We start from the raw sequence: 25,709 nt of genomic DNA on the forward strand, positions 1-25,709 counted from the left end.
GACCCCTCCCCTGAAGGGGAGGGGAGGCCGTGGTCACCCCAATTTCTCCATCACCGCGTCGGGGATTTCGTAATTGCCCCAGACGGTCTGGACGTCGTCGTCGTCGTCGAGCGTGTCGATCAGCTTGAACAGGGTCTGCGCGACGCTTTCGTCGGCGATCTCGCTTTTCAGCGTCGGCTTCCACGCCAGCTTGACGCCTTCGGCTTCGCCGAGCTTGGCTTCGAGCGCTTTCGCGACCTCGTGCAGGCTGTCGACGCTGGTCCAGATGTCGTGGCCGTCCTCGGACGATTCGACATCGTCGGCGCCCGCGTCGAGCGCCGCCTCGAACACCGTGTCGGCGTCGCCGGCCTTCGCGGGATAGCTGATCAGGCCGAGGCGGTCGAAGCCGTGGCTGACGCTGCCGCTGGTGCCGAGATTGCCGCCGTTCTTGGCGAAGGCGGTGCGGACGTTGGTCGCGGTGCGATTGCGGTTGTCGGTGAGCGCTTCGACGATCAGCGAGACGCCGCCGGGGCCATAGCCTTCGTAGCGGATTTCCTCGTAATTGTCGCCGTCGCCGCCCGCCGCCTTGTCGATCGCGCGCTGGATATTGTCCTTGGGCATCGACTGCGCCTTGGCCGCGTTGACGGCCGCACGAAGACGGGCATTCGCGTCGGGGTCGGGCAGGCCCATCTTCGCCGCGACGGTAACTTCGCGCGCGAGCTTCGAGAAAAGGGCGCTGCGCTTCTTATCCTGCGCGCCCTTGCGGTGCATGATGTTCTTGAACTTGCTATGGCCGGCCACAGCTACCTCCATCGGATGGAAAAAATGTGGCGCTGCCCCTAGCGCGGAGCGGGCGATCAGACAACCACGGCCGTTCCGCTGGCGGACACCATCAGCATCGAGCCGTTCTGGCCGAGTACTTCATAGTCGAGATCGACGCCGATCACCGCATTGCCGCCGAGCTTCGCGGCCTCGGCCTCCATCTCGCCGAGCGCCTCCTTGCGCGCGCGGGCGAGGACGTCCTCATATTTGCCCGAGCGGCCGCCGACGATGTCGGTGATGCTGGCGAACAGGTCGCGGAACAGGTTGGCGCCGACGATCACTTCGCCGGTGACGATGCCCAGATATTCGCGGACCGGATGGCCTTCGATGCTGTTGGTCGTGGTGCTGAACATCGTCACTCTCCTGTTGGGGGCTCAGGCGATTCCGAGCGCCGATTTGTAAACGTCGAGGATCGCTTCCATTTCCTTGCGGTCGTGGACGGGCATTTTCCGGAGGCGCACGATCTGGCGCATGATCTTGGGGTCATAGCCCTGCGATTTCGATTCGAGATAGACGTCGCGGATATCGTCGGCGATGCCCTTTTTCTCTTCTTCCAGCCGCTCGATGCGCTCGATGAAAAGGCGCAGTTGTTCGTCGGACACGGTGGCTTCGCTCATTTTATACTCCGCTTGAGGTTTGGATGGGGTGGCGAGAATCGCCTCGGCGCTCACCTAGCGAGGTCAGGGATTCTTGGCCATGCTTTCTTCCATCCGCGCGAGCTGTTCGGGTGTCGCGGCGACGTGGAAGCGCGCTTTCCATTCCCCGGTGGGCATGCCGTGGACGATCGCGCGGCCGGTTTCCTTGTCCATCGCGCCGGCTTCGGCGATCCAGTCGCCGAGGCAGTTGCGGCAGAATCCGGCGAGGCCCATCAGGTCGATGTTCGCGGCGTCGCTGCGATGCCGGAGCAGGCGGACGAGGCGGCGGAAGGCCGCGGCGGCAACGGCGTCGTCGAGGCTGTCGAGCGCGTCGTTCGGGATGGTCTGGTCGTCGCTGCAGGACATGGCGAAATTCCTTCGTCTGGGGCGTTGCATAGCTATACGCGGCTTGCCTTCGCCGCGACAGAACGCCTAGGCAGGCGGCTATCATTTTTCCAGCCTGCGGAGCATCTGTGGTTCAGAGTTTCACCCCCCGCCAGCGCAAGGTCCGCATATTGGCGACGCTTGGCCCTGCGAGCGCGAATCCCGAGATGATCGCCGCGCTCCACCGCGCGGGCGCCGACGCCTTTCGCGTCAATATGAGCCACGGCGACCATGAAGGCCATGCCAAGGTTATCGCCGCAATCCGCGCGCTGGAGAAGGATACCGGGCGGCCGACGACGATCCTCGTCGACCTGCAGGGGCCGAAGCTGCGCGTCGGCGCCTTCAAGGACGGGCCCGCCGAACTGGTGAAGGGCGAGCGCTTCGTGCTCGACACTGACGTTGCGCCGGGCGACGCGGGCCGCGTCCACCTGCCGCATCCCGAACTCTTCGCCGCGCTCGAGCCCGGTACGCGGCTACTCGTCGACGACGGCAAGCTGGTGCTGCGCGTGCAGGCCGTGTCGCCCCAGCGGATCGAGACGATTGTCGAGGTCGGCGGGCGGATTTCGGACCGCAAGGGCGTCAACGTCCCCGATGTCGTCGTGCCGCTCGCGGCGCTGACCGAAAAGGACCGCAAGGATCTGAGCTTCGCGCTCGAACAGCATGTCGACTGGATCGCGCTCTCCTTCGTCCAGCGCCCCGAGGACGTCGCCGAGGCGCGGCGGCTGATCGGCGGCAAGGCGGCATTGCTCGTCAAGTTCGAGAAGCCCGCGGGCGTGCAGCGGCTCGAGGAGATTTTAGAGATCGCCGACGCCGCGATGGTCGCGCGCGGCGACCTGGGGGTCGAACTGCCGCCCGAGGCGGTGCCCCCGCTCCAGAAGCGCATCGTCGCGACCGCGCGGGCGATGGGCAAGCCGGTGGTCGTCGCGACTCAGATGCTCGAATCGATGATCGTCTCGCCCTCGCCGACGCGCGCCGAAGTGTCCGACGTCGCGACCGCCATCTATGACGGCGCCGACGCGATCATGCTCTCGGCCGAGACCGCGGCGGGCGCCTGGCCGGTCGAGGCGGTGACGATGATGGACAGCATCGCGCGCTCGGTCGAAAGCGATCCCGATTATTTCCGCCGCCTGCACTTCACCAAGACGCAGCCCGACGCGACCACCGCCGATGCGCTCGCGGAAGCGGCGGGGCGGATCATCCAGACGATCGCCGCCGATGCGATCATCTGTTTCACCGCTTCGGGCTCGACCGCGCGCCGCGTCGCGCGCGAGCGGCCGAACGCGCCGCTGCTGGTGCTGACACCGAAGCGCGATGCGGCGCGGCGCATGGGGCTGCTGTGGGGCGCGCACGCGGTGCCGACCAAGGACATCGGCAGTTTCGAGGAGATGATCGCCAAGGGCAAGCGCATGGCGCTGCGCCATGGCATCGGCACCGCGGGGGCCAAGCTGGTGATGATGGCGGGAGTGCCGTTCGGCACGCCGGGGTCGACCAACGTGCTGCATGTGGCGACGCTGACCGGGGACGAACTGCGCGGCTATAGCTGACGCCTATTTATTCCGTCATCCCGGCGAAGGCCGGGATGACGGCTGGAGGGTTTTGATTCAATCCGGCACAAGAGTTAGCGCGCGATTCAGAAAATTTCGGAGTTGATTCAGTCCGGGACGGACAAAAATGGTAAATGATGTTTGCACCATTGACGGCAGGCGGCATAGTCGGTGCAAGTCGCGTGTCGGAACCCGCGTGGGAAGGGTTCGCATCATCGTCCGGAGGTCTGTCTCGCGTGTCCGCACCGTTCCGTTTTCCGCGCTTCTTCGTCACCAGCCCCGCGCCTTGCCCCTATCTGGAGGGCAAGACAGAGCGCAAGGTCTTCACCGAGCTTAGCGGTCCCAATGCGAACGAACTGAACGACGCGCTCGGCCGCATCGGGTTCCGCCGCAGCCAGTCGGTCGCCTATCGCCCGAGCTGCGCCGACTGCACGGCCTGCGTGTCGGTGCGCGTCTGCGCCGCCGAGTTCGCGCCGAGCAACTCGCAGAAGCGCACGATCCGCCGCAACCGCGACCTCGTCGCCACCGCCTGCAAGTCCTGGGCGACCGAGGAGCAATATGCGTTGCTGCGTTCCTACCTGGGCTCGCGCCATCCCAACGGCGGCATGGCCGACATGGACGAGCAGGATTTTGCCGACATGGTCGAGCAGACTCCGGTCGACAGCTATATGATCGAATATCGCGAACCGACCGCCGACGGCAGCCGCGGCCGCCTCGTCGGTTGCTGCCTGACCGACCGGCAGGGCGACGGGCTGTCGATGATCTACAGCTTTTTCGATGCGGCCCATCCGCTGCGCGAAGGACTGGGCACCTATATCATCGCCGACCATGTGCTGCGCGCGGCGAAGGCCGGATTGCCTTACGTCTATCTCGGTTATTGGATCGAAGGGTCGGCGCGCATGGCGTATAAGGCGCGCTTCCGCCCGCTCGAAAAGCTCGGCCCCGATGGCTGGTCGCGCTTCGAACCGATCGCGTCCGACCGCATCGCCGCGATGTTCGAATTGGCCTGACGCTTGGCCCGTTGACGCGGGCCTCTTTCCATAGCATTGACGGGAAAGGGAATTTTCGAGGCGGGGAACGAAGGAGACGACCTTGTTCCGCTATCATGCCGCCGCGAAATATGTGCTTCCAGCTTTTGCCGCCAGCCTTGCCCTCGCCGCCACGCCGCTTGCCGCGCAGCGGAACAACGGCACCGGGACGCGTGACGGCGCAGCCGTCAGCGGAGTCGATCAGGCGCACCAGATCGACTGTGGCGGACAGCCCGCCGAGGTATCGGGTTCGGACAATCATATTGACTTCGTGGGCGATTGCCCCGGCCTGACCGTCAACGGCGTCGGCAACCAGATCAGCATCACCCTGCGCCCCGGCGCGCCGCTCACCGTGTCGGGTGTCGACAATGTCGTGACGTGGCGGATTGCTGGAAAGGGCAAGCCGCGCCTTGCGGTGAGCGGCGTCGACAATCAGGTGCGGCCGGGCCGATAGCTCTCCTCATCCTCATTCCTGCGAAGGCGGGAATCCAGCTTTTTCCTTCCCTCACGCCTTTGCGCCTTTGCGTGAAATTCAACAAATCTCACGCAAAGGCGCAAAGGCGCGAAGAATAAAGGGGAAGAGGAAAGCTGGATTCCCGCCTTCACGGGAATGACAGCGGAAATGGATGGAGGATGGGGGGCGATTCCGCTTCGTATCCACTAGTTGCGAACGTCTCGCAGCAACCTCTCGCCGGTTGACCTTTTCCCGCTTTCAAGGGCATAGCTCTTCGTCCAGGACATAAGTCCGGGTCGCATCCATAGGTGGTCGCTCAGGGGTGGGCGATTTGGGGGATTGGGATGCCTGTTCGCGCTTTCGTCAGCTTCATCGCCGGACATGATCGCCTTCGCCGCGAGGATGCGCGCGCATGAGCGACGTGGTGAAGGTCGCGATCATCGGATCGGGGCCCGCCGGGCTGAGCGCCGCGGCGCGCGCGGGGCAGCTCGGGATGAGCCATGTCCTGCTCGAAAAGACCGACCATCTCTCCGACACCATCTTCAAATATCAGAAGGGCAAGCGCGTCCTGGCGACGCCCGAGCGGCTCGACCTGCGCTCCGACTGCCGCTTTGCCGAGGGCGCGCGCGAATATATCCTCGGCAATTGGGACGAGGATGCCGCGAACAACAAGGTGAACGTCGTCAAGCACGCCGATGTCGCCGAAGTGACCGGCGAGAAGGGCGCGTTCGCGATTCGGACCGCGAAGGGCGACGTCTATCACGCCGAGACGATCGTCCTCGCGATCGGGACGCAGGGCAATCCGAACCGGATGCGCTGCGGCGGCGCCGACCTGCCGCATATCATCTATCAGGTCGACGATCCCGAGGATTTCAAGGACAAGCATATCACCGTCGTCGGATCGGGCGACGCGGGGATCGAAAATGCGCTGGGCGTCGCCGAGGAGGCGCTGGAAAATACCGTCACCATCCTCAACCGATCGAAGGATTTCGCGCGCGCCAAGGCGAAGAACGTCTCCGACATGATGGAGGCGGGCGAGAACGGCTTTTTGTCGATCCGCACCGAGACCCAACCCAAGCTGGTCGAACCCGGCTGGCTGACGCTCGAGACGCCGAACGGCGACGAGAAGATCGAGTGCGATGTCATCGTCGCGCGTCTGGGATCGGTCGCGCCGCGCGGCTTCGTCGAATCGATGGGAATCGAATTCACCGGACCCGATCGCGAAGCCTTTCCGAAACTGTCGCCGACCTTTGAATCGACGGTGCCCGGCATTTTCGTGATCGGCGCGCTCGCGGGCTATCCGCTGATCAAGCATTGCATGAACCAGGGCTATGACGTCGTCGAGTTCATCAACGGCAACACCAGCCTGACCCCGGCCGACGAAAAGGATCTGGCGGCGATCTTTGCCGGTCTGCCGCAGCAGAAATCGGTGACCGAATGGCTCGACTATCTGCGCGAACGGGTGCGCATCTTCGCCGACGTCTCGCCACTTCAGATGCGCGAGTTCATGCTCGATTCGAAGGTCGCCTTCTACCGCAAGGGCGAAGTGGTGTTCGAGAAGGGTGACCCCGGATCGTCGCTGTTCGCGATCGCCGACGGTCATGCCGAGGTCGAGGTTGCGCCGGGCGTCACTGTGCCGATCGAACAGGGATCGATATTCGGCGAAGTCGGCCTGATCTCCGGCCGCAAGCGCGGCGCGACGATCCGCGCGGGCGCCGACAGCATCTTCGTCGAAGTGTCGCGCACCGCGGCGCTCAAGCTGATGGGGTCGGTTCCGGGCGCCAAGCGCGCGATCAACCGCATCTCGCTCGAACGCCAGTTGCTCCAGATCTTCAAGGGCGGGCTGACCGTCGAGGATCTGGGTCCCGTCGTCGATGTCGCCGAGGTCGAGCGCATCCCCGCGGGCAAGGTGGTGGTGGCCGAGGGCGAGCAGGGCGACGACGTCTATGTCATCCGCTCGGGTTCGATGGTGGTCGAGAAGGACATCGGCGGCAAGCCGATCTTCCTGCGCTATCTGCCCGCCGGCAGCTTCTTCGGCGAAATGGGCGTGCTGAGCGGCGCGCCGCGCAATGCGACGGTGAAGGCCGCGGTCGGCAGCGAGGTCATCAAGCTGACTGGCGAGAGCTTCCGCAAGATGCTCGCCGCGCGGCCGCAGGTGCGCGAAGCGACCGAGGCCGCGGTGGCCGAGCGCGCGCAGATGAACAGCTTCATCGAATCGCGCAAGGCGAGCTATTCGAGCGCGGTCGATCTTTATTCCGACACCGCCGGCTTCATCATGAAGGAGGGGCTGGGCGAGGCGACCGACGCGCTGCTGATCGACGAAAATCTCTGCGTTGGCTGCGACAATTGCGAGAAGGCGTGCGCCGACAGCCACGAGGGCCTGTCGCGGCTCGACCGCGAGGCGGGCAAGACCTTTGCGCATCTGCATGTGCCGACGAGTTGCCGCCACTGCGAGCATCCGCACTGCATGGCCGACTGCCCGCCGAACGTGATCCACCGCGGCCCCGACGGCGAGGTGTTCATGGAGCCCGGCTGCATCGGCTGCGGCAATTGTATGCGCAACTGCCCCTATGGCGTGATCCGCATGGAAGCCGCGCCGCCCGAGAAGCCCAGCCTGCTGCGCTGGCTGCTCACCGGCTTCGGTCCCGGCCCCGGCGAGCCGTCGCCCAAATGGACGAAGAAGAAACTGGGCGATGAAAAGCCCAAGAAGATCGCGGTCAAATGCGATATGTGCAAGGGCATCGCGGGCGGTCCTGCGTGCGTCCGCGCCTGCCCGACCGGCGCCGCGATCCGCGTGTCGCCCGAGGAATTCCTGTCGATCGCGCGGCTTCAGGAGGATGCGGGCTGATGGCGTCGCTCTTTCAGCGGCGCCGCTCGAAGGCGACCCAGACCGAGCGCGTGCGCGAGCGGCGGCACGAAGGCTTCCTGCGCTACGCCAATTTCCGCTGGGCGAAGATTTCGGGTGGGCTCTGTCTGCTGATCATCGTCTCCTATGCGCTGATCGACGTCACGCCGCGGCCGAGCGGCGGCACCTGGTACGGCTATACGCTGGGGACGATCGGCGCGCTGCTGATCCTGTGGCTGACCGCGCTCGGCTATCGCAAGCGCAAGATGACGAGCGATTACTGGTCCTTGAAGGCCTGGACATCGGCGCATGTCTATCTGGGTTTGAGCCTGATCGTCATCGGGACGTGGCACACCGGCTTTCAGCTCGGCTGGAACGTCCACACGCTTGCCTGGGTGCTGATGATGCTGGTGATCCTGTCGGGGCTTTACGGCGTCACCGTCTATGCGACCTTGCCCGCCGCGCTGTCGAACAACCGCGACGAGATGACACAGATGCAGATGCTCGAGGCGATCCGCGCCTTCGACCGCCAGCTTCACGCCGCCGCGCAGCCGCTGACCCCCGAGGATACCGCGCCGGTGCTCGCCGCGCTCGACGAGGACCCGTTCGCGGGCGGGATCATGGCGCGCTTGTCGGGGCGCTATCCCCGCTGCGCGACCGCCGCCGCGCTCGGTGCGCTCCGCCTGTCGCGAAGCAGCGGCGCCGAGGCACGCGAAAAGGTGGTCGGCCTGCTCTCGCAGAAGGAAGCGGCGCTCGCGCGGCTCCGCCAGCATCTGCGCATCCGCGCGCTGCTCGAAGTCTGGCTTTACGTGCATGTGCCGCTGACCTTTGCGCTGATCGCGGCGCTGTCGGCGCACATCATCAGCGTTTTCTTCTACTGGTAAGGCGAGGGAGAGGGGGACCATGAGCTTCATCCTGCGCCGCATCTCGACGACGAAGACGGGCAAGCAGATCATCCGCGACCAGGCGCTGCCGGGCGATACGATCACGCTCGGCCGCGACGCGGGCAATGTCATCCATATCGCCGATCTGGCCGTGAACCCGCAGCACGCGGCGATCACGAGCGCCGATGGCCGCCATGTCCGCGTCGCGGCGAGCGAAGGGCTGGGGTTCGACTTCAACGGCCGCACCGTCGATACCGCCGATATCGACAGCGCCGCGGGCGCCGAACTACGTTTCGGCGGTCACCGCCTGACCATCACGCGCGAAGGCGACGACATCATCCTGCTCGTCGAGCGGATCGACGAATTGTCGCAATCGTCGAAGGACGTCGATGAGGCGAAGGCCTTTTCGCTCGCCGGGGTGATGCCAGGCAAGCGCATGGGCGCCTGGACCTTCGGCATCGTCGTCCTGCTCGCTTTCCTGATCGGGCCGATCTGGGCCTGGCACAGCTTTCGCGGTGTCGATGAGCGGCCGCAGGGCTATCACGCCGACATGGCCTGGTCGTCGGGGCCGCTGTCGAGCGCCCACGCCAATCTGAAGGGCGACTGCCAGGCGTGCCACGTCGAGCCGTTCGTCGCGGTAACCGACAAGGCGTGCGTCGGCTGCCACACCGGGGAGCACAAGGCGATGAGCGCGGCGCACGCCAATGCCCCGACCGCCATGCTGCTCGCCGCGCGGCATCCGCCGGGGGTGGGCGAAAAGGTTCTCGCGGGGTTCGCCAAGGCGTTCAACCGCCCGCAGGGGCGCTGCGTCGAATGTCATACCGAGCATGAGGGCGCGGGGCCGATGCCCGCGACGCCGCAGAAATTCTGCGCCGACTGCCACGACGGGATGAAGGCGCGGCTGATTGATGCGGGATTCAAGCCGACCGTCGCCGATGCCGCCGATTTCGGCACGCTGCATCCCGAGTTTCGCCCGTGGGTCCATGCCGCGCCGGGCGCGAAGCCGGTTCGCGCGTCGGGCAAGGCGCCGCTTGACTATAACGGCCTCAAATTCCCGCACGACATCCACTTGAGCGCAACCGGCGGCGTCGCTCGTATGGCGGCTAGCTTCCGCGGCCGCTATGATTTCGGCAACAAGCTCGAATGCGAAAATTGCCATCGCCCCGAAAGCGACGGGGTGCGGATGAAGCCGGTCGAGATGGAGCGCGATTGCGCGATGTGCCACAGCCTCGCGTTCGAGACGGTGGGCGGGGTGACCCGCACGCTGCGTCATGGCGAGCCCGATCAGGTCGTCGCCGATCTCTTCGCCTATTACCGGTCGACCCCGCCGACGCGGCCGCTGCAACTCGGCGGGATGGAACGGCGGCGGCCGGGCGCCTATGCCGAGGGACAGGTCTACAACATCTATTTCCGCGAAGTCGCGGTGCGGCCGAGCCGCGCCGAGGATGCGGTGCGCGCGGTCTTCTCGAAGGGCGGGGCCTGCTATGACTGCCACACGATCTTCGCGCCCGCGTCGGGCAACAGCTGGCGGGTCCAGAAGGTCGTCCAGTCGCCGCGCTTCCTGTCGAAGGGCTGGTTCGACCACGCCGACCCCGGCCACGCCAAGGTCGAGTGCGCGACCTGCCATACCGAGGCGCCGCGCTCGAAGCGCTCCGAACAGCTTCTTGTTCCGGGGCTCGCGCCGTGCCGCACCTGCCATGTCGGCGAGACCGGCGCCACGGTCGCGGCGGTGAAGGAACCGACAAGATCCTCGTGCGCGATGTGCCATGAATATCACTCCGACGGCGGCAAACCGTGGGCGCCGCAGCGCGAGCGCCGGAAAAAGGTCGCGGCGGTTACCGATCGTCCACCCATGGGCGTCTATACTGTGACCGCGATCACAGGTCCGGCGCGCCGTCATCTTTATGATGTGACATGGCGCACACCGGTGCTGGGATTCGCAAGACAGGGCGGATGACGATGGGGCGGCCGCGACCAGGCGGCGGGAGCAGGGGCAAGGGACGGACATGCTGATCGCCCAGATCACCGATATCCATATCGGTTTCGACCCCGACAACCCTGCGGAATATAACCGCAAGCGGCTCGACGACGTGCTCGACGTGCTGATCGAGGGGCCGAACCGTCCCGACCTGCTGCTCGCGACCGGCGATATCACCGATCGCGGCGATCCCGACAGCTACCGCCGGCTGGCGACCGCTTTCTCGCGCTGTCCCTTTCCGGTGTGGCCGAGCGTCGGCAATCATGATCTGCGCGACAATTTTCACACCCAGTTTCCCGGCTTCGACGACGGCAACGGTTTTGTCCAATATAGTGTCGAACTGCCCGAACTGCGGCTGGTCACGATCGACACGCTCGAGGAGGGGCGCCACGGCGGCGCCTTTTGCGACGCGCGTGCGGCGTGGCTCGACGCCGAACTGGCGAAGGACAAAGCCAAGCCGGCCTATATCGTGATGCATCATCCGCCGGTCGAGAGCGGCATCGAATGGATGAATACGCACCCCGACGAGCCGTGGGTGCACCGTTTCACCGATGTCGTCCGCCGCCACGATCAGGTGCGCGGCCTGATCTGCGGCCATCTCCACCGCGCCGTCACCGTCGCCTGGGAAGGGCGCACGATCGCGATCTGCTCGTCGACCGCGCCGCAGGTCTCGCTCGACCTCCGACCGATCGACGAGAACAAGCCCGACGACCGTCCGATGATCGTCGCCGAAGACCCCGCCTATGCGATCCACCGCTGGAACGGGCGCGAACTGGTCAGCTTCTACGACCATGCGGGGGCGCACACGATGCTCGCCAAATATGACGAGCGGCTCCAGCCGCTGGTGCGCGAGTTGAAGGCCGAGCGGCCGGTCTGAGCGATCGTCGCCCCCGCGAAGGCGGGGGCGGCAGGTCAGTATCCCAGCGTCAAATCCACCCGTGGTTCGACCGGCTCGCCCTTGTGCCAGCGACCCAGATTATCGAGGAAGCGCTCGGCGGCGCGCATGAACATCTTGTCTTGCGCGCGGCCCGACAGGTGCATGGTAACATGCGCATTGTCGAGGCTCCACAGCACATCGTCGGCGGGAAGCGGTTCGGGGGTGGTGACGTCGAGAAAGGCCGCCGCGATCCGCTTCGCGTCGAGCGCGGCGACGAGTGCCTCCTGATCGACCACCGCGCCGCGCGCGATGTTGATCAGGGTTGCGGTCGGCTTCATCGCGGCGAGTTCGGCGGCGCCGATCATGCCATCGGTCTCGGGGGTCGCCGGAACCGCGAGGATCACCCAGTCATAGTCGCCGAGCCGCGCGCGCCACTGGTCGGGGGTCAGCGTGCCCGCGCCCGCGGAACGCCGCACGACGGTGACGTCGACGGCAAAACCCTTCAGCCGCTCCTCGATCAGCTTGCCGATCGCGCCATAGCCGAGCAGCAGCGCCTTCGATCCGTAGAGTTCGACCTTGCCCGGCGATTCGATCAGCCACTCGCGCCGCTCCTGCGCGCGGACGACGTCGCGATAGCCCTTCGCGACCGTGAGCATCCCCATCACCACATATTCGGCGATGGTGATCGCGTTGATCCCCGCCCCGTTCGTCACCACCGTGCCGCGTTCCTTGAGCAGGTCGAGCGGCATCCCGTCGACCCCGGCATAGATGGAATTGAGCCACTTCATTTTCGTCGCCGCGGTGATGGCGGCCGCCATGTCCTTCTTGTCGTACATGTCGAACCAGCCGATCCCGGCTTCGGGCGCGAGCGCCATCGCCTCTTCCTTGGACTGGAAGAAGCGCGGTTCGACCCAGCCGGGCAGGCGAGCCTCGACAAGCGGCCGGATCAGGCCAGACAGGACGGTGACGGTTTTGGTCATATTATCTCCCCTTCCGCTTGCGGGAGGAGCCGGGGGTGGGCCCGTCCTTGCGCGGCGGTGGAGCCTTCATGCCCACCCCTAACCCCTCCCGCAAGCGGGAGGGGGATTAATTGTCCAGCCGCCAATCCCATCCCAGCGGGTCGCCGTCCATCACCTCGACCCCCGCGGCGATGAGTTCGTCGCGCAGCGCGTCGGAGGCGGCGAAGTCCTTTGCCGCGCGCGCGTCCCTGCGGCGGGCGAGAATGGTCTCGATTGCCGGTTCGTCGATCGTTGCGGTTTTGGGTCGGATGCGCAGATCCTCGCGCGACAGGGCCAGCAGTTGCAGGCCGAGCACGGCGTCCATCGCCGTCAGCGCGGCGCGTTTCTGGCTGGCGTCGACCTTTTTCATTGCCGCCGCCTCTTCGAGCAAGGTGAGCGCGACGGGGGTGTTGAGGTCGTCCGACATGGCGGCGTCGAATTTGGCGAGCAGGTCGGCAAGGCGACGGTCCGTGATCCCGGTTTCCGCGGCACCGCGCACCGACGCGGCCGCCATCACCAGCCGCTTCAGCCGCGTCAGCGTAGCGCCGAGGCCTTCCCACGAAAATTCCAGTTCCGACCGATAATGCGCCTGGAGGCACATCAGGCGATAGGCGAGGGGGTGGTAGCCCCGATCGACCAGCAGCTGCAGGCGCAGGAACTCGCCCGAACTCTTCGACATCTTGCCGCCGCGATCGATCAGGAAATTATTGTGCATCCACATCCGGGCGCCCGAATGCTCGGCGCAGTCGAGACTGCCGCAGCCGCGATAGGCCTGGTTCTGCGCGATTTCGTTCGGATGGTGGATCTCGCGGTGATCGATGCCGCCGGTGTGGATGTCGAAGGGCATTCCGAGCTCGGCCTCGCCCATCACCGAACATTCGAGGTGCCAGCCGGGCGCGCCGCGGCCCCAGGGTGAATCCCATTCCATTTGCCGCGTCTCGCCGGGCGGGGTCTTGCGCCAGATCGCGAAGTCGGCGGCGTGGCGCTTGCCCTCGACCTCCTCGATCCGCGCCTCTCCCTCGTCGGTCACCGCGCGTGCGAGGCGGCCGTAATCGGCGACGGTCGAGACGTCGAAATAAAGGCCGCTGCCCAGCTCGTAGCAATGCGCGTCGGCGATCCGCGTCGCGAAGGCGATCATGCGCGGGACATAATCGGTCGCGACCGTCCATTTGGCGGGGTCGCGGACGCCCAGCCAGCCGAGGTCGCGCTTGAATTCGGTGGTGTAGAAAGCCGCGATGTCCCAGGCCGATTTGCCCTGCGAGGCCGCGGCCTTTTCCATCTTGTCGTCGCCGGCATCGGCGTCGGACGTGAGGTGGCCGACGTCGGTGATGTTGATGATATGGCGGAGCGCATAGCCCTTGAACGACAGGGTGCGGCCGAGCGTGTCGGCAAAGACATAGGCGCGCATATTGCCGATATGCTGGTAATTATAGACCGTCGGCCCGCAGCTATAGACGCGCGCCTCGCCGGGATGGACGGGTCGAAAGTCTTCCAGGCCGCGCGTCAGGCTGTTGAACAGCCGCAGAGGCGCGCCGGATTCCGCGAGCGGGGCAGGGGCATCGGTCATCTTCGCGCCCTTGCCCCGCTCCGGGGTGCTCCGTCAACCGAAAGGCTCAGGGTTGCGTATCGGTCGTCGGGGTCCACAGATCGTCGTTGCCCGCGCCGGTCACCGGATCGTCGAGCAACGGCTCGCCGGTCAGCGGGTCGAGGGCGCGCATCGTGATCAGTGCGGTGGGCAGGCTGGTGCCGTCGCCGTTTTCGTCGTCGCTGTCGACTTCCTTCTCGATCACGTCCTGGACCGGGAAGTTCGATTCATAGTCGGGCTGCTCGGGCGGGACGAAGGAGCAGGCCGCGACATTGGCGATCAGGCAGCCGTTGAAGGTCGCCCGCGGATCGTAGAGATCGGACGGGACCACCACGCCGCCGCCGTTGATCGTCAGCAGCGGAATCGTGTCGAGCCCCGTCACCTGTCCGTCCGGTCCCAGATGCACCCCGTTGAGCACGATCTGCACATTTCCCTCGCTTGCGAGGTTGAGACCGCCCGCGCCGAAAGTCAGCCCGCGGCGCTGCGCATAATCGGTGCCGCTGCCGCTGTTCTGGACATAGACATTGCCGTTGAAGGCCATGCCGCGCGCGAAGAGCGCCCCTTCGTCGAGAGTGATGCCATCGTTCTGCGCCAGCCGCGTTTCGATATCGTCGAGAGTGGTTGCATTGGCGACGTCGTCGATGGCCTCCGGCGTGGCGACGATGATATCGCGCGACCGCATGTTGAGCTGTCCGCCCGGCGCATCGTTCGCGCCGACCAACCGCACCGAGCCTTGACCCAACAGGACTTCGAGCGCCGTGTCGGCGCGCAGGTTGAGCGCGTTGGCGTCCGACAGTCCGGTCAGTTGGACATCGCCGAGAACGCGCATCTTGCCGGGCGTGCGGATCGTCAGCGACCCGTCGACGCCGATGTTCGATCCCGAGGCGCCGCCCGTCACGGTGAATCCGTCGACCACGACGTCGGGCGGTGCCGCGCCACCGACCGAGAAGTCACCGACGGTGCTCACCTCGGGCGCGAAGATCTGGATATCGTGGCCGAAGACCCGCGTCAGTTCGTCGGCGTCGATATGATAGCCGTTTTTCGTGCCCGTGCCTCCGACGAAGGTCTGCTGCTCGTTGTCGCCGTTCTGGAACGACAGCCCCTGCGTCACGTCCGCGGTGCCCACACGCGCGGCGCTGCCGATTGTGATATCGGCGGATGCCAGCGCGATATTCTCGCCGGTCACGACGCCGTCGATCAGCAGCGAACCGAAGGCGTTCACGTTGAGTGCGCCCGTTACCGTCACATTGTTCAGCGTGACGAAACCGTCCGTCGCCGTGATCGCGGCGCTGTCCGCGGTCAGCGTATCGATGCCGACGCGCTCGCCCCCGCCGCTCAGATCGGCGCGGCCGGCGACGTCGCCGTTGACGATGAACAACTCGCCGTTCGTCCGCACGGCGGCATCGCCGACATCGGTGACCAGATTGGCAAAGGTCAGGTCGCTGCCGTCGCCGATGAACAGACTGTCGCCGCTGGCATCGATGTTTCCGCCCGATGCCAGCGTGCCGAGGTTGATGAGGCCATCGCTGCTAGAGAGCGTGGTCGCGCCGTTGCTTTGGACCAGATCGGCGGCAACGCCCGTCGCGCCCGAGAGATTCATGTCCCCGCCGCCGATGACGCCGGTCACGGCAATCGCGCCGTCGGCGGTCAGCGTGACATTGCCTTGCCCGGTGAGGCTGCCGCCGTCGATGCCCGCGGACGAGGTGATGGCGATGTCGCGGCCCGCCGTGAGGGTCTGAAGCACGGCGCCGCTGGGAGTGGTCAGATCGGCGAGTTGGACGCTGGCGCCGCCGATCGCGATATCGCGGCCCGCCTGCACGGAGCCGGTGACATTGGCGGTCCCGGCCGCATCGACGACCACGTCGCTGAACGCGTCGAGCCCGGCCAGCGTCGTATCGCCGCCCGAGGTGCGGATGCTGCTGTCGCCGCCGGTGACGCCGAGGCCCAGCGTCTCCCCGCCGTTCAGCGCGATCGTGGTCGCGGCGGTCAGGAAGATGTCGTCGCCCGCCGACAGGCCGGTCGCGGCGATCGACACGCCCGACGAGCGCAGGTCGATGTCGGCGCCGTCGAGCGAGGTCGATCCTTCGCCCTGCCCGATGGTGAAGCCGCCGGTCGGGGAATAGGCCAGCAGGAAGCCGTCGGGGCCGAGGCCGGTCGCGCTCACGTCATTTGCAGTGATCGCGCCGGTCGCCCGCACGTCGAGGTCGTCGCCGACGCTGACCTCCGCAAGGGTCGCCGTGCCCTGCGCCAGGACGAGCATGTCCTCACCCGCCGACGCGTTGGTCAGCGCGACCGACCGGCCGTTGATGCCGAACATCCCGGCGGCGCTGCTGTCGGTCAGGGTGACGTTGCCGATCGCATCGACATAGACGTTGCCGGCGCTCGGCACATCGGGGTTGGACGAATCGGGATAGCCGCCCGTCGCGCTGACCGACGCGACGACATTGCCGCCCGCGCTCAGCATCGCGTTGCCGCCGGCGTTGTAGGTGCCGCCGATGTCTCCGGCCGCCGAAACGCCGATGTTGCCGGTGATGACGGCGTTATCGATCGCGACCGCGCCGGTCGTGCCGGTCGCCGAAAGCGAAGTGGCGGCGATGACGCTGCCGACGTCGATGCTGCCGCCGGCCATATAGACGTCCGAGCCTGCAACGATCGACGTGCCCGCAATTGCTCCTGGATCGCCGGCCGATCCCGTCGTGTCGAGATCGACAAAGGCACCCGCGTCGAGCGCGCCGAAGCTGATCGATGCGCCATCGGCGTCGATATAGCCGCCCGCGGTCGCATTCGCCAGATTAGCCGCGCCCGCCGCGCTGACGATGAGATTGTCGCCGGCGGCAAGCGGCCCGGTCGCCGTGATCGCGCCGCCTGCAATCGCGGCCAGATTGTTAAAGGCATCGACATTGGCGGCGGTGATGCCCGTGCCTGCGGTCAGCGTGATGTTCGACAGATCGGCCGGCGTCGTCACGATCTGCAGGAAAGGTGTCGGCGATGAACTGCCTGCGACGTAGACGATGCTGCGATCGTCGCGCCCGGTTCCGGTCGTCGCGGCATTGGTGGCGCTGACCGCGCCGCCGGCCTGGACGGTCAGGTCATCGCCGGCGGTGACCCCCGAAAGCGTCGCGGTCGTCCCGGCGAGGACGAAGACATCCTCGCCCGCACTCGCGCCGGTCAGGCTGGCCGCGCCCCCCGCGCGGACGCCCAGCATCGTCGCGGCGCTGCTGTCCGTCAGGCTGACATCGCCGTCGGCATCGACGAAGACATAGCCTTCGGAAGGGGCGTTGGCCGATGAATCGACATAGCCGCCCGTCGCATCGGCTTCGGCGGTCACATTGCCGTCAGCGCCGAGACGGACGTTGCCGCCCGCGCGATAGGTGCCCGAAAGATCGGTCACCGCGAAAGCCGCGATGTCGCCCGCGACATCGGCAAGACCGATCGCCGCATTGCCCGCGGTCGCGTTCACGAACAGCGATCCGCCGGACTGCACCGTCCCGTCGATGCCGATGCTGCGACCATTGATGCCGACGCTGCTGCCGGCGGTGATGCCGGTTCCGAAGATGCCGTCGGTCGCGCCCGTGCCCAGCGCCTGAAGCGACACGAAGCCGCCCGCATCCGCGTTGTCGAAAGCGATCGATTGTCCGGTGACGTCGATATAGCCGCCGGCGGTCGCATCCGCCAGATTGGCCGCGCCCCCGGCATCGACGAGCAGATTGCCGCCCGCGATGAGCGGTCCCGTCGCGGTGATCGCGCCGTTCGCGGTCGCGGTCAGATTGTTGAAGGCGTTGACATTGGCGGCGGCGAGACCCGTGCCCGCTGTCAGCGTGACGTTCGACAGGTCCGCTGGCGTCGTCGTGATCTGCAGGAAGGGGGTCGGCGACGAACTGCCTGCGACGTAGACGATGCTGCGATCGTCGCGCCCGGTTCCGGTCGTCGCGGTATTGGTGACGCTGACCGCACCGTCGGCCTGGACGGTCAGGTCATCGCCGGCGGTGACGCCCGAAAGCGTCGCCGTCGTTCCGGCAAGGACGAAGACGTCCTCGCCCGCGCTCGCGCCCGTCAGGCTGGCCGCACCGTCCGCGTGGACGCCGAGCATCGTCGCGGCGCTGCTGTTCGTAAGGCTCACGTCGCCGTCGGCATCGACGAAGACATAGCCTTCGGAGGTGAAGCTGCCCGATGGGTCGACATAGCCGCCCGCGGCGTCGGCTTCGGCGGTCACATTGCCGCCGGCGCCGAGATTGACGTTGCCACCCGCGCGATAGGTGCCCGAAAGATCGGCCGCCGCGAAAGTCGCGATATCGCCCGCGACATCGGCAAGGCCGATCGCCGCATTGCCTGTGGTCGCGGTCGCGAACAGTGATCCGCCGGACTGGATCGTCCCGTCGATGCCGATGCTGCGGCCGTCGATGCTGACACCGCCGCTGCCGGCGGTGATGTCGGTGCCGAAGACGCCGTCGGTGGCGCCCGTGCCCGACGCGCTGAGCGAGACGAAGGTGCCCGCGTTCGCGCTGTTGAAGGCGATCGATTGCGCGGTGACGGCGATATGGCCGCCCGCGGTCGAATTGCCGAGATCGGCGGTTGTCACCACATTGATGTCGATATCGCCGTCGGCGATGATCGAATTGAGGCCGGTGCGGAAGCTGTATGTATTGGCCAGGAAGTCGTTCACCGCCTCGGCATGTTCGATGACGGCGAGGTCGTTGGCGGTGATGACGATGTCATTGCCCGCAATCCGATCCGCGATGACGCTGGAGACCGGGCCGATGCCCTGGAGCGTCAATGTGCCGTCGGCGCTCAGCAGCGTGCCGGGATCTGCGTTGATATTGAGTCCGCTCGATATCGACATATCGCCAGTGGCGGCGAGCGTCGCCGTCCCGCCGCGATTCGAATGCGTGACATGCACTGTATCGAAGGCATCGATCGTCAGATTGCCGCCGGCGCTCACCTGTCCGTCGCCCTCGGCATTGATGTCCACGCTGCCGTTGGTGCGCAGCGTCATGTCGCCCGCCGTGGCGATCGAGCCGCCGGGCATGGTCATGAAGATTCCCGGCGATGTCGCCGTGGTGTTGCCGTTGACCGGCTCCGCGAATCCCGACGCTTCGGCCGTCAGGCTGCTCATCGCGATCGTGCTGCCGGCGCGCAGTTCGATGCGTCCGGCAAGGGAGCCGTTCGCCTGGATGCTCGTGTCGCCGAGGCTGATCTGGCCCGTGCCGCCGGGGGTCGTGAAGGATTCGATGAGAACGCGGCCGCCCTGGTCGGCGAGCGTGCCGCCGAAATTGCCGTTGCTGCCCGATCCGGTGCCGCCATTGCCGCCGGTCCCCGGCACGCCGTTGACGGTGATCGCGACGGGGGCGCCGTCCGATGTGATGGTGCCGCCATTGGCGAACAGGTGGACGTTGCCGCCGGTCGCGCCGCCGCCGGTCCCGCCGTCGCCGCCAGCCAGCCCCTGGCTCACGTCGTCGGCCGTGTCGGGGATGCCGTCGGGGCCGGGCAGGGTGATCAAGTTCGGATTGTCGCCGCCGTTGCCGCCGGTGCCGCCGGTGCCGCTGCTGCTGAAATCGCCGCTGAGGCTGATCGTCGCGCCGTTGCTCGCGATGACCTCGAGCGTTCCGCCGGTGGCCGAGCCGCCGTTGCCGCCGCGCCCCGCGACGGCGGGGGTCGCGAAGAATCCGGTGGAAGCCGCGCCGCCGTTGCCGCCGGTCGCGCTGGTGTTGAAATTGGTCTGCGAGACGGTGGCCGCGCCACCATTGCCGTTCGCTGCGACGCGGGCGGTTCCGCCGAACGCATCGCCGCCGTTGCCGGCATTGCCGTCGATGCCGTCGCCACCGGTGCCGCCGAGTGCCGAAGCGTCGAGGTTCAGGCTTGATAGGTTGGCGCCATAATCGTCGATGGCTGCCTGAGCGACGCCGCCGCGTCCATTGCCTCCATTGGCGCCGTTCAAACCCGAACCGCCGTTGCCGCCGGTGCCGGTTGCCTGCGCGGAGAGGGTGCTGCTCACCAGTTCTGATGCGGTTCCGCTCAATCCGAGCGTTGCCGTGCCGCCCCGGCCTTCGCCGCCATTGCTGGCCACACCTGCGCCGATCGGGGCACCGCTGCTGTCGGACACGCCGCCGCCGCCGCCGCCGAAGCCGCTGGCATCCGCCATGACGAGGTTCGCGCTGAGCGTGCCCGCACCCAGATTGACCGTCGCTTCGCCGCCGGTTCCCGCGCCGCCGTCACCGCCAAAGCCGCCGGTGATATTCCCGTAACTGACGAGATTGCTGCCGTTGCCGCCGCTGCCGATCGCGCTGGCCGTGAGCTGTCCGACGGTGACGTTCGCGACGCCGTCGATCGTGATCGTCGCGTCGCCGCCCCGGCCTTCGCCGCCGCGGTCGCCATGATCGGAAGCATAATCGTCGGCATAACCGCCGCTGGCGCCGGTGCCGTCGGCCGAAACCGTGACGTCGCCCGCGATGAAGGTGCCGCCGGTCAGGGTCAGCGTCGCGGTGCCGCCGGTGCCGGTGCCTGCCAGATCGGTCGCGCGGGTGCCGAAGCCGTTATTCGGCGCCTGCCCGCCATCACCGGCCGCGCTGATCGAAATGTCGCCGGACATCTCCACCGTGCCGCCGGATTGGGTGAAGGTGATGCGGCCGCCCTGGCCGTTGCCGCCGGTCCCGCCGGTTCCCGATGCCGCGAAGGACAGCGACGACGACTCCAGCCCCCCGCCCTGAACGTCGACGGTGACCGTGCCGCCGACGGCGTTTCCGGGGGTTTCGACGAAGCCGTCGTAATTCGCCCCGGTCGTCGCACTGGCGCTGGCGTCGAGGGTGATGGCGGAGATATAGCTGTCCGGGTCGGCGCTGACCTGGATCGATATGGTGCCGCCGGTCGCCAGCGAAGCGCTGCCCGCATCGCTGCCGCCTGATATCGCGTCGGCGTAGAAGGCGGTGTTGTCGAGTGCGATCGTCCCGCCGTCGGCGATGATCCCGACGGTGCCGCCGGTCGCCGTGCTGCCGTCGGCGCTGACCCCGTCGGCTGCGCGCGCTTCCAGCGTCGAAACGCCGTCCGACAGCGCGGCGATGCTGCCGCCGCCGCGCGCGATTATCGAGATATTGCCGCCCTGCGCGGCGCCGTTGTTGCCGTCGGTGTTGACGACGCTGCCGTTGGCGCTTGCCCCGTAGCCTTGGGAAGAGATGGTGCCGCCGGTGTCGGCGAGGACATCGATCGACCCGCCGGTGCCGGTGCCGGCGCTGAGCCGCGACGCGATACTCTCGCTGCCGCCGAAAGCATTGGCGAACAGGCCGGACGCGCCGCTGATCGTCCCATTGTTCGTTGCCGATACGCCGATCTGGCCGCCCGTGCCGCTCCCGACATTTTCCTGGCCGCCCGCTGCTGCGGTGCCGCTGGCGTCGAGGTTTATCGCGCCGCTTGCGAGCGTCAGGGCCGATCCGGCGCCGTCGGCGGAAATGTCGATCGTGCCGCCTTGCGCGTCGCCGCTTCGCGCGGTCGTGCCGCTGCCGCTGCGGGCGCCGCCGCTCTCGGCGGTCGCATCGACGGTGAGCGCCGTCATCTGGGCGGTCCCGCTCAGAACTTCGACCGTTGCGGTGCCGCCGGTCGCATCGCCGCCGGTCGCATTTTCGGGGCCGGGTGTGGAGAAATTCCCTGCCTCGCCGCCGGTGGCGGACACGTCGATGCTGGTGTTGCCGGTGTTGCGGGGCGAGGTGCCGGTGGCATTGAAGCGCAACGTCGCGGTGCCGCCGATGCCGTCGCCGGCATTGAGCGAGGTCAGCACGCCCGCCATGGGGTCGAACGCGATGCCGCCGCCGCCGAGACCCGTCGCGGAGAGCGTGGTCGTGCCGGCTTGCAGCACCGTGTCGGCTCCGGTCGCCTCGACCAGCACGTCGCCGCCGTTCCCGCTGCCCGACTGAACGAGGCCGAAGCCGCCCTGGCCATCGGCGTGCGCGCTCAGCCCGGCGGTGGTGGAGAGGCTGGCGCCGTCCTGGACGCGGATCGTCGCATCGCCGCCGGTTCCCGCGCCGCCGGTATCGGGAATATCCGAGCCCGACGAAGGAAAGGCGCCAAAGCCGTTGGCGTGAATGCTGATATCGCCGCCGCTTAAGGAACTGCCCGCGCCTGCGACGCTGATCGTCGCCGAGCCGCCGGTGCCGTCGCCGCTCGCGAGCCCGCCGGCGTCGAAGCCGCCATAGGCATCGGCCGAAAGGGTGAGGCCGCCGCTGGCGATCATTTGTCCGCCGCTCGTGATGGACAGGCCGGCGCTGCCGCCCTGGGTATCGCCGGTCGCGGTGCCGAAGAAGCCCGGCGCCGAGATCGAGGTGAAACCCTGAACCGCGAGTTGGCCGCCAGTGACGTTGATCGCGGCATTGCCGGGCGTGGTTGCTGTCCCGCCCGATTGGACGTTCAGATTGCCCGTCACGAAGCCCGCGCGGCCTGCGTTGATGGTCAACGTGGCGCTGGTATCGCCGATGAAGGTGCCGCTGCCCTGAATCGCGAAACGGCCCTGTTGCGGCGGGGGAACGAAGGTGAAGGGGCCGCCCGTCGGGACGAGGCCGAACGGCTGGCCCAGAAAGGCGCCGCTGGCATGGGCCGTCACATCGCTGCGGAAAATAATGTCGTTGACGGTGATATCCGCCGCCGCGGCGCTGGTGGGGTTGGGAGCGAAATCAATGTCTCCGCCCGCCACATCATAGCCCGCCGACAGGATGACGCGGCCCGCCGAATCGGTTTGCGCCGACGTCGCCGAGTCCTGATAGCCGACCTGGCCCGACACCAGCATCGACACCGCCTGATTTTTCGCGATCGCAACCATGTAGATGCGCTGCGCCGGACCCGTTTGTTCGGGGCCGATGGTCCTGCCCGTATGGGTGATCGCCTGACCGCCCGCGGCGCCGACCCCGACATCGATGTCGAACAATCCGGCGTTGATGCGGATATCGGCGGCTTCGGCGGCGACATAGGCGGCCGAGCCATAGACGTCGACAAGCCCGGCCTGGGTGATGCGCGGCGCGACGAGCGCGACATAGCTGCTTCCGGGGGTGAGCGCCTGATTCGCGTGAATCTCACCGTTGACGGTGACTCCGGCGAGGCTGCCTGGTGTCGCGGGCATGAAATGGATCGTGCCGTCGGTATCGAACAGATTGCCGCCCGTGAGGCCGATGTCGCTCGTCGTCAGCACCAGGCTGCCGACGTTGATCATGCCGGTGCTGCCGATCAGGATACCGCCGGCATTGTAGAACCAGATGCTGCCGCCCTGCGCACCCGATGCGGCGGAGTTGCTGCTGTTGATTGCCCCGTTCAGTGCGATCTGGCGGCTGAGCGAGCCGCCCGCTCCGTTCACGAAGCGATTGAGGACGACATAATCGCCGGTGCCGTTGAAATTCCAGGTGCTGCCCACCGGCAGAAAATCGATGTCGCTGCCAGTTGTCGCCGTATCCGTCGGCACCCAGTTGATGATGGTCTGGGCGTCGGAAACGCTGACGTTGGTCTTATGCCCCACTGGATCGCTACTGATCGATGCGGTGCTCGGCGGATTCAGCGCCGTCCCCGCGACCTGCGCCCGCGCCGGGCCGCCATAGGATAGCGCCATGATACCTGCGGCGATCGCGCAACTGCCGAGCAGGCGCCGCTTGCCGATGCGGACGGACGAGGGGGGGACGGTGGCACGCATGGCGGTGGTCCTTGCTGCAAAGGTCATGGCTCAGCGCGCCTTCACGCCGAACTGGGTGGTGAGCGACACCAGGAAACGCGGATCGGGCCGCTCGGCCAGAAAGCCGCCCTTGTTGAGCGGCACGGCCAGCGTCATGTCGATGCGGCCGAGATTGCCATAGGCGACGCGCAGGCCGCCGCCGGCCGAATAGAGCTTTTGCGGATTGAGCCCGTTGAAGCTGCTGTCCTTGTTCCACACCCACGCCGCGTCGAAGAAGACGAAGGGCTGAAAGGCGAAACTTTTTGCATTCGCCGGAACGAACGAGCCGTAGCGCGCCTCGGCCGAAACCGCGACGCCGCTGTCGCCGATCACCGTGCCGGGATCGAAACCGCGCCCGACGGTGAAATTGCCGCCCGAAAACTCCTCATAGGCGACGAGCGGATCGCTCGCCCATTGCGCGCGCGGCGCGACCGCCAGCGTGAAGGATTTCGCCGGCCGCCATTCGGCCTGCGCGCTGGCGCGGACGAGGAAAGCGTCGGGTTTTGCCTCGACGCGGCTCAGCGGGATCGCGCCGGGCAGGAAGCAGGCAGCGCCGCCGGGGCCGCAATCGTCGCTGGCGCCAAGGGCGTTCAGTCCCTGCCGCGCCTCGAGCGAGGCGCCCAGCGACCAGCGCGGCTCCGACGGGCTGTAGCCGTTCCTGCCCGCGATCGATGCCGGATCGATCCAGCCCGCGTCGGCGCGCAGGTTGAGCACCCGGACGCGGTCGCGGTTGAGCGGCAGCGGGCCGAGCTTGATGTCCTGATCGATGATGTCGAGCCCGCCGCCCAGCGTCACGCGCCGCGCCTGCGTCAGGACGAGCGGATAGGAAGCGAACAGGCTGACGATCTGGGTGTTCGACTTGACCGGAAAGCCGGTGATGTCGGGGCGGGTCCAGGCGTAGGTGTAGCTGGCGCCGAAGCGCAGCCCTTCGCCGCCGACGCGAAATTCGTGCGCGAGCTGGAGGACATTCTGTTCGTCGAAATCGGGCGTCGCATAGAAGCTGAGCGTGGTGAGGTCGCCCATACCGGTCAGGCCGGCGATGCGCGCGCGGGCGATCCCGCCCCAGCGGCCGACATCCTTCGACCCGAAATTCTGCGCGTTGAAGTCGAAGACGGCGGGCGTGCGCGACACTGTGACTTCGCCCACGACCTCACCGGCGGCCGCGCCGGGGCGCAACGTCAGCCGGGCGTCCATGCCGGGAATGTCGCGGGCGAGGAGCAGATAGCGTTCGGCGTCGGAGATGTTGAACACCGGCTGATCGTCGAGCCGCGACAGGTAGCGCTGGAGCAGGCCCTCGTTGGCCCCCGCGTCGCCGCGCACCTCGACCCGCGTCATCCGCGCCGACAATATGTCGAGTTTGATGACGCCGTCGTCGATCGTCTGCGGCGGCACGCGCACCGCCGCGAGATAGCCTTTGGCGCGCAGCATCGTCGCGGCGCGGTCGCGGATGTCGCAGACTACCGCGACCGGCAGTTTCTGTCCGACCTTGTCGCGCCAGCTTTCGCCCAGCATCGACGTGTCGATGCCTTCGCCGCCGGAGAATTGCACCTCGCGCACCGTCACCATGACGTCGGAAAATTCGGGATTGGCGAGCGGACAGGGCGCACGTTCGATGCTGTCGTCGGCCGCGATAACCCGTTCGCCCGGCGGCGTTGCGGGGGGCAGGGCGGGGCGCTGGATTTCCTCGCGCGTCGGCACCGACGATGCGGCCGGGGGCGCGACCTGGGCCTGCGCCGCCAGCGGCAAGCTCAGGGCCATCAATCCCGCCGAGCAGGCGCCGGCCTTGTAAATCGTCTTGCGGATTCGATCGTGCGCGGACCGCGCACTTCCGCCAAGCTCCAGAACCCCCATGCCCGTCATCCTCACCCCTTGCGTACCTCGTGCGCCCGCCATGCCGCGCGCACTCATAACTCATGCCCCGCCGGTTGCCCGACAGTGCGAATTTTCGACCCAAGGAAAGGACTTTGCCGCTTTTCTTTATGGCAGCTTTTTCGCACTATTATCAGATGGGCAGGGCGGG

Annotated in this window: 15 protein-coding genes; 7 read left to right on the forward strand and 8 right to left on the reverse strand. The window is 67.0% G+C overall.

The window, feature by feature from the left end; all coding sequences use genetic code 11:
- Window positions 1–33: 33 nt before the first annotated feature.
- The 4 genes from OJI97_RS12325 to OJI97_RS12340 all read right to left on the reverse strand — a co-directional run bounded on the left by OJI97_RS12325 (window position 34) and on the right by OJI97_RS12340 (window position 1,802).
- Window positions 34–780 (reverse strand): YebC/PmpR family DNA-binding transcriptional regulator, encoded by a 747-nt coding sequence (locus OJI97_RS12325; protein WP_257543647.1) that lies wholly within the window; start codon window positions 778–780, stop codon window positions 34–36.
- Between the two features lie 56 nt (window positions 781–836).
- Window positions 837–1,154, reverse strand: coding sequence for a YbjQ family protein (locus OJI97_RS12330; protein WP_257543645.1), 318 nt, complete (start codon window positions 1,152–1,154; stop codon window positions 837–839).
- 21 nt (window positions 1,155–1,175) lie between these two features.
- Window positions 1,176–1,418 carry a DUF2312 domain-containing protein gene (locus tag OJI97_RS12335; RefSeq protein WP_058814959.1) on the reverse strand — a complete coding sequence of 81 codons (243 nt, stop codon included), beginning with the start codon at window positions 1,416–1,418 and terminating at the stop codon, window positions 1,176–1,178.
- Between the two features lie 63 nt (window positions 1,419–1,481).
- A complete protein-coding gene (locus OJI97_RS12340) occupies window positions 1,482–1,802 on the reverse strand; it encodes a DUF1244 domain-containing protein (protein ID WP_297663869.1) in 321 nt (106 codons plus the stop codon).
- Window positions 1,803–1,909: 107 nt separating this feature from the next.
- Between OJI97_RS12340 and pyk the strand changes: the two genes are divergently transcribed.
- The 7 genes from pyk to OJI97_RS12375 all read left to right on the forward strand — a co-directional run bounded on the left by pyk (window position 1,910) and on the right by OJI97_RS12375 (window position 11,430).
- Window positions 1,910–3,364, forward strand: coding sequence for a pyruvate kinase (pyk, locus tag OJI97_RS12345; protein WP_297663870.1), 1,455 nt, complete (start codon window positions 1,910–1,912; stop codon window positions 3,362–3,364).
- 236 nt (window positions 3,365–3,600) lie between these two features.
- On the forward strand, window positions 3,601–4,374 hold the full coding sequence (locus OJI97_RS12350) for an arginyltransferase (protein ID WP_297663871.1): 774 nt from the start codon (window positions 3,601–3,603) through the stop codon (window positions 4,372–4,374).
- Window positions 4,375–4,456: 82 nt separating this feature from the next.
- Window positions 4,457–4,846 carry a DUF3060 domain-containing protein gene (locus tag OJI97_RS12355; protein ID WP_297663872.1) on the forward strand — a complete coding sequence of 130 codons (390 nt, stop codon included), beginning with the start codon at window positions 4,457–4,459 and terminating at the stop codon, window positions 4,844–4,846.
- 412 nt (window positions 4,847–5,258) lie between these two features.
- On the forward strand, window positions 5,259–7,694 hold the full coding sequence (locus OJI97_RS12360; RefSeq protein ID WP_297663873.1) for a cyclic nucleotide-binding domain-containing protein: 2,436 nt from the start codon (window positions 5,259–5,261) through the stop codon (window positions 7,692–7,694).
- Window positions 7,694–8,575 (forward strand): hypothetical protein, encoded by an 882-nt coding sequence (locus OJI97_RS12365; RefSeq protein ID WP_297663874.1) that lies wholly within the window; start codon window positions 7,694–7,696, stop codon window positions 8,573–8,575. Before OJI97_RS12360 ends, OJI97_RS12365 begins: the two co-directional genes overlap by 1 nt.
- A 19-nt stretch (window positions 8,576–8,594) precedes the next feature.
- Window positions 8,595–10,532: a cytochrome c3 family protein gene (locus OJI97_RS12370; protein WP_297663875.1), complete on the forward strand. Its 1,938-nt coding sequence runs from the start codon at window positions 8,595–8,597 to the stop codon at window positions 10,530–10,532.
- Between the two features lie 49 nt (window positions 10,533–10,581).
- Window positions 10,582–11,430, forward strand: a complete 849-nt coding sequence (locus OJI97_RS12375) for a metallophosphoesterase (protein WP_297663876.1) — start codon at window positions 10,582–10,584, stop codon at window positions 11,428–11,430.
- Between the two features lie 35 nt (window positions 11,431–11,465).
- On the opposite strand, the gene OJI97_RS12380 is transcribed toward OJI97_RS12375, so the two are convergent.
- From OJI97_RS12380 to OJI97_RS12395, 4 genes are all read right to left on the reverse strand, one after another.
- Complete coding sequence (locus OJI97_RS12380; protein WP_297663877.1) at window positions 11,466–12,410, reverse strand: D-2-hydroxyacid dehydrogenase; 945 nt, start codon at window positions 12,408–12,410, stop codon at window positions 11,466–11,468.
- Window positions 12,411–12,516: 106 nt separating this feature from the next.
- Window positions 12,517–13,995 carry a cysteine--tRNA ligase gene (gene cysS / locus OJI97_RS12385; protein WP_297663878.1) on the reverse strand — a complete coding sequence of 493 codons (1,479 nt, stop codon included), beginning with the start codon at window positions 13,993–13,995 and terminating at the stop codon, window positions 12,517–12,519.
- A 46-nt stretch (window positions 13,996–14,041) separates the two neighbouring features.
- On the reverse strand, window positions 14,042–23,671 hold the full coding sequence (locus OJI97_RS12390) for a hypothetical protein (RefSeq protein WP_297663879.1): 9,630 nt from the start codon (window positions 23,669–23,671) through the stop codon (window positions 14,042–14,044).
- Window positions 23,672–23,701: 30 nt separating this feature from the next.
- Complete coding sequence (locus OJI97_RS12395) at window positions 23,702–25,447, reverse strand: ShlB/FhaC/HecB family hemolysin secretion/activation protein (protein ID WP_297663880.1); 1,746 nt, start codon at window positions 25,445–25,447, stop codon at window positions 23,702–23,704.
- Window positions 25,448–25,709: the final 262 nt, after the last annotated feature.

Origin of the sequence: Sphingopyxis sp., assembly GCF_025869345.1 — a bacterium.
Lineage (GTDB): Bacteria > Pseudomonadota > Alphaproteobacteria > Sphingomonadales > Sphingomonadaceae > Sphingopyxis.

Excerpts from the sequence above, each read along its gene's own strand:
- OJI97_RS12330 (WP_257543645.1), bottom strand. The coding sequence starts at position 1,154 with ATGTTCAGCACCACGACCAACAGCATCGAAGGCCATCCGGTCCGCGAA.
- OJI97_RS12335 (WP_058814959.1), bottom strand. The coding sequence starts at position 1,418 with ATGAGCGAAGCCACCGTGTCCGACGAACAACTGCGCCTTTTCATCGAG.
- OJI97_RS12340 (WP_297663869.1), bottom strand. The coding sequence starts at position 1,802 with ATGTCCTGCAGCGACGACCAGACCATCCCGAACGACGCGCTCGACAGC.
- OJI97_RS12360 (WP_297663873.1), top strand. The coding sequence starts at position 5,259 with ATGAGCGACGTGGTGAAGGTCGCGATCATCGGATCGGGGCCCGCCGGG.
- OJI97_RS12365 (WP_297663874.1), top strand. The coding sequence starts at position 7,694 with ATGGCGTCGCTCTTTCAGCGGCGCCGCTCGAAGGCGACCCAGACCGAG.
- OJI97_RS12370 (WP_297663875.1), top strand. The coding sequence starts at position 8,595 with ATGAGCTTCATCCTGCGCCGCATCTCGACGACGAAGACGGGCAAGCAG.
- OJI97_RS12375 (WP_297663876.1), top strand. The coding sequence starts at position 10,582 with ATGCTGATCGCCCAGATCACCGATATCCATATCGGTTTCGACCCCGAC.
- OJI97_RS12380 (WP_297663877.1), bottom strand. The coding sequence starts at position 12,410 with ATGACCAAAACCGTCACCGTCCTGTCTGGCCTGATCCGGCCGCTTGTC.
- cysS (WP_297663878.1), bottom strand. The coding sequence starts at position 13,995 with ATGACCGATGCCCCTGCCCCGCTCGCGGAATCCGGCGCGCCTCTGCGG.
- OJI97_RS12390 (WP_297663879.1), bottom strand. The coding sequence starts at position 23,671 with ATGCGTGCCACCGTCCCCCCCTCGTCCGTCCGCATCGGCAAGCGGCGC.
- OJI97_RS12395 (WP_297663880.1), bottom strand. The coding sequence starts at position 25,447 with ATGGCCCTGAGCTTGCCGCTGGCGGCGCAGGCCCAGGTCGCGCCCCCG.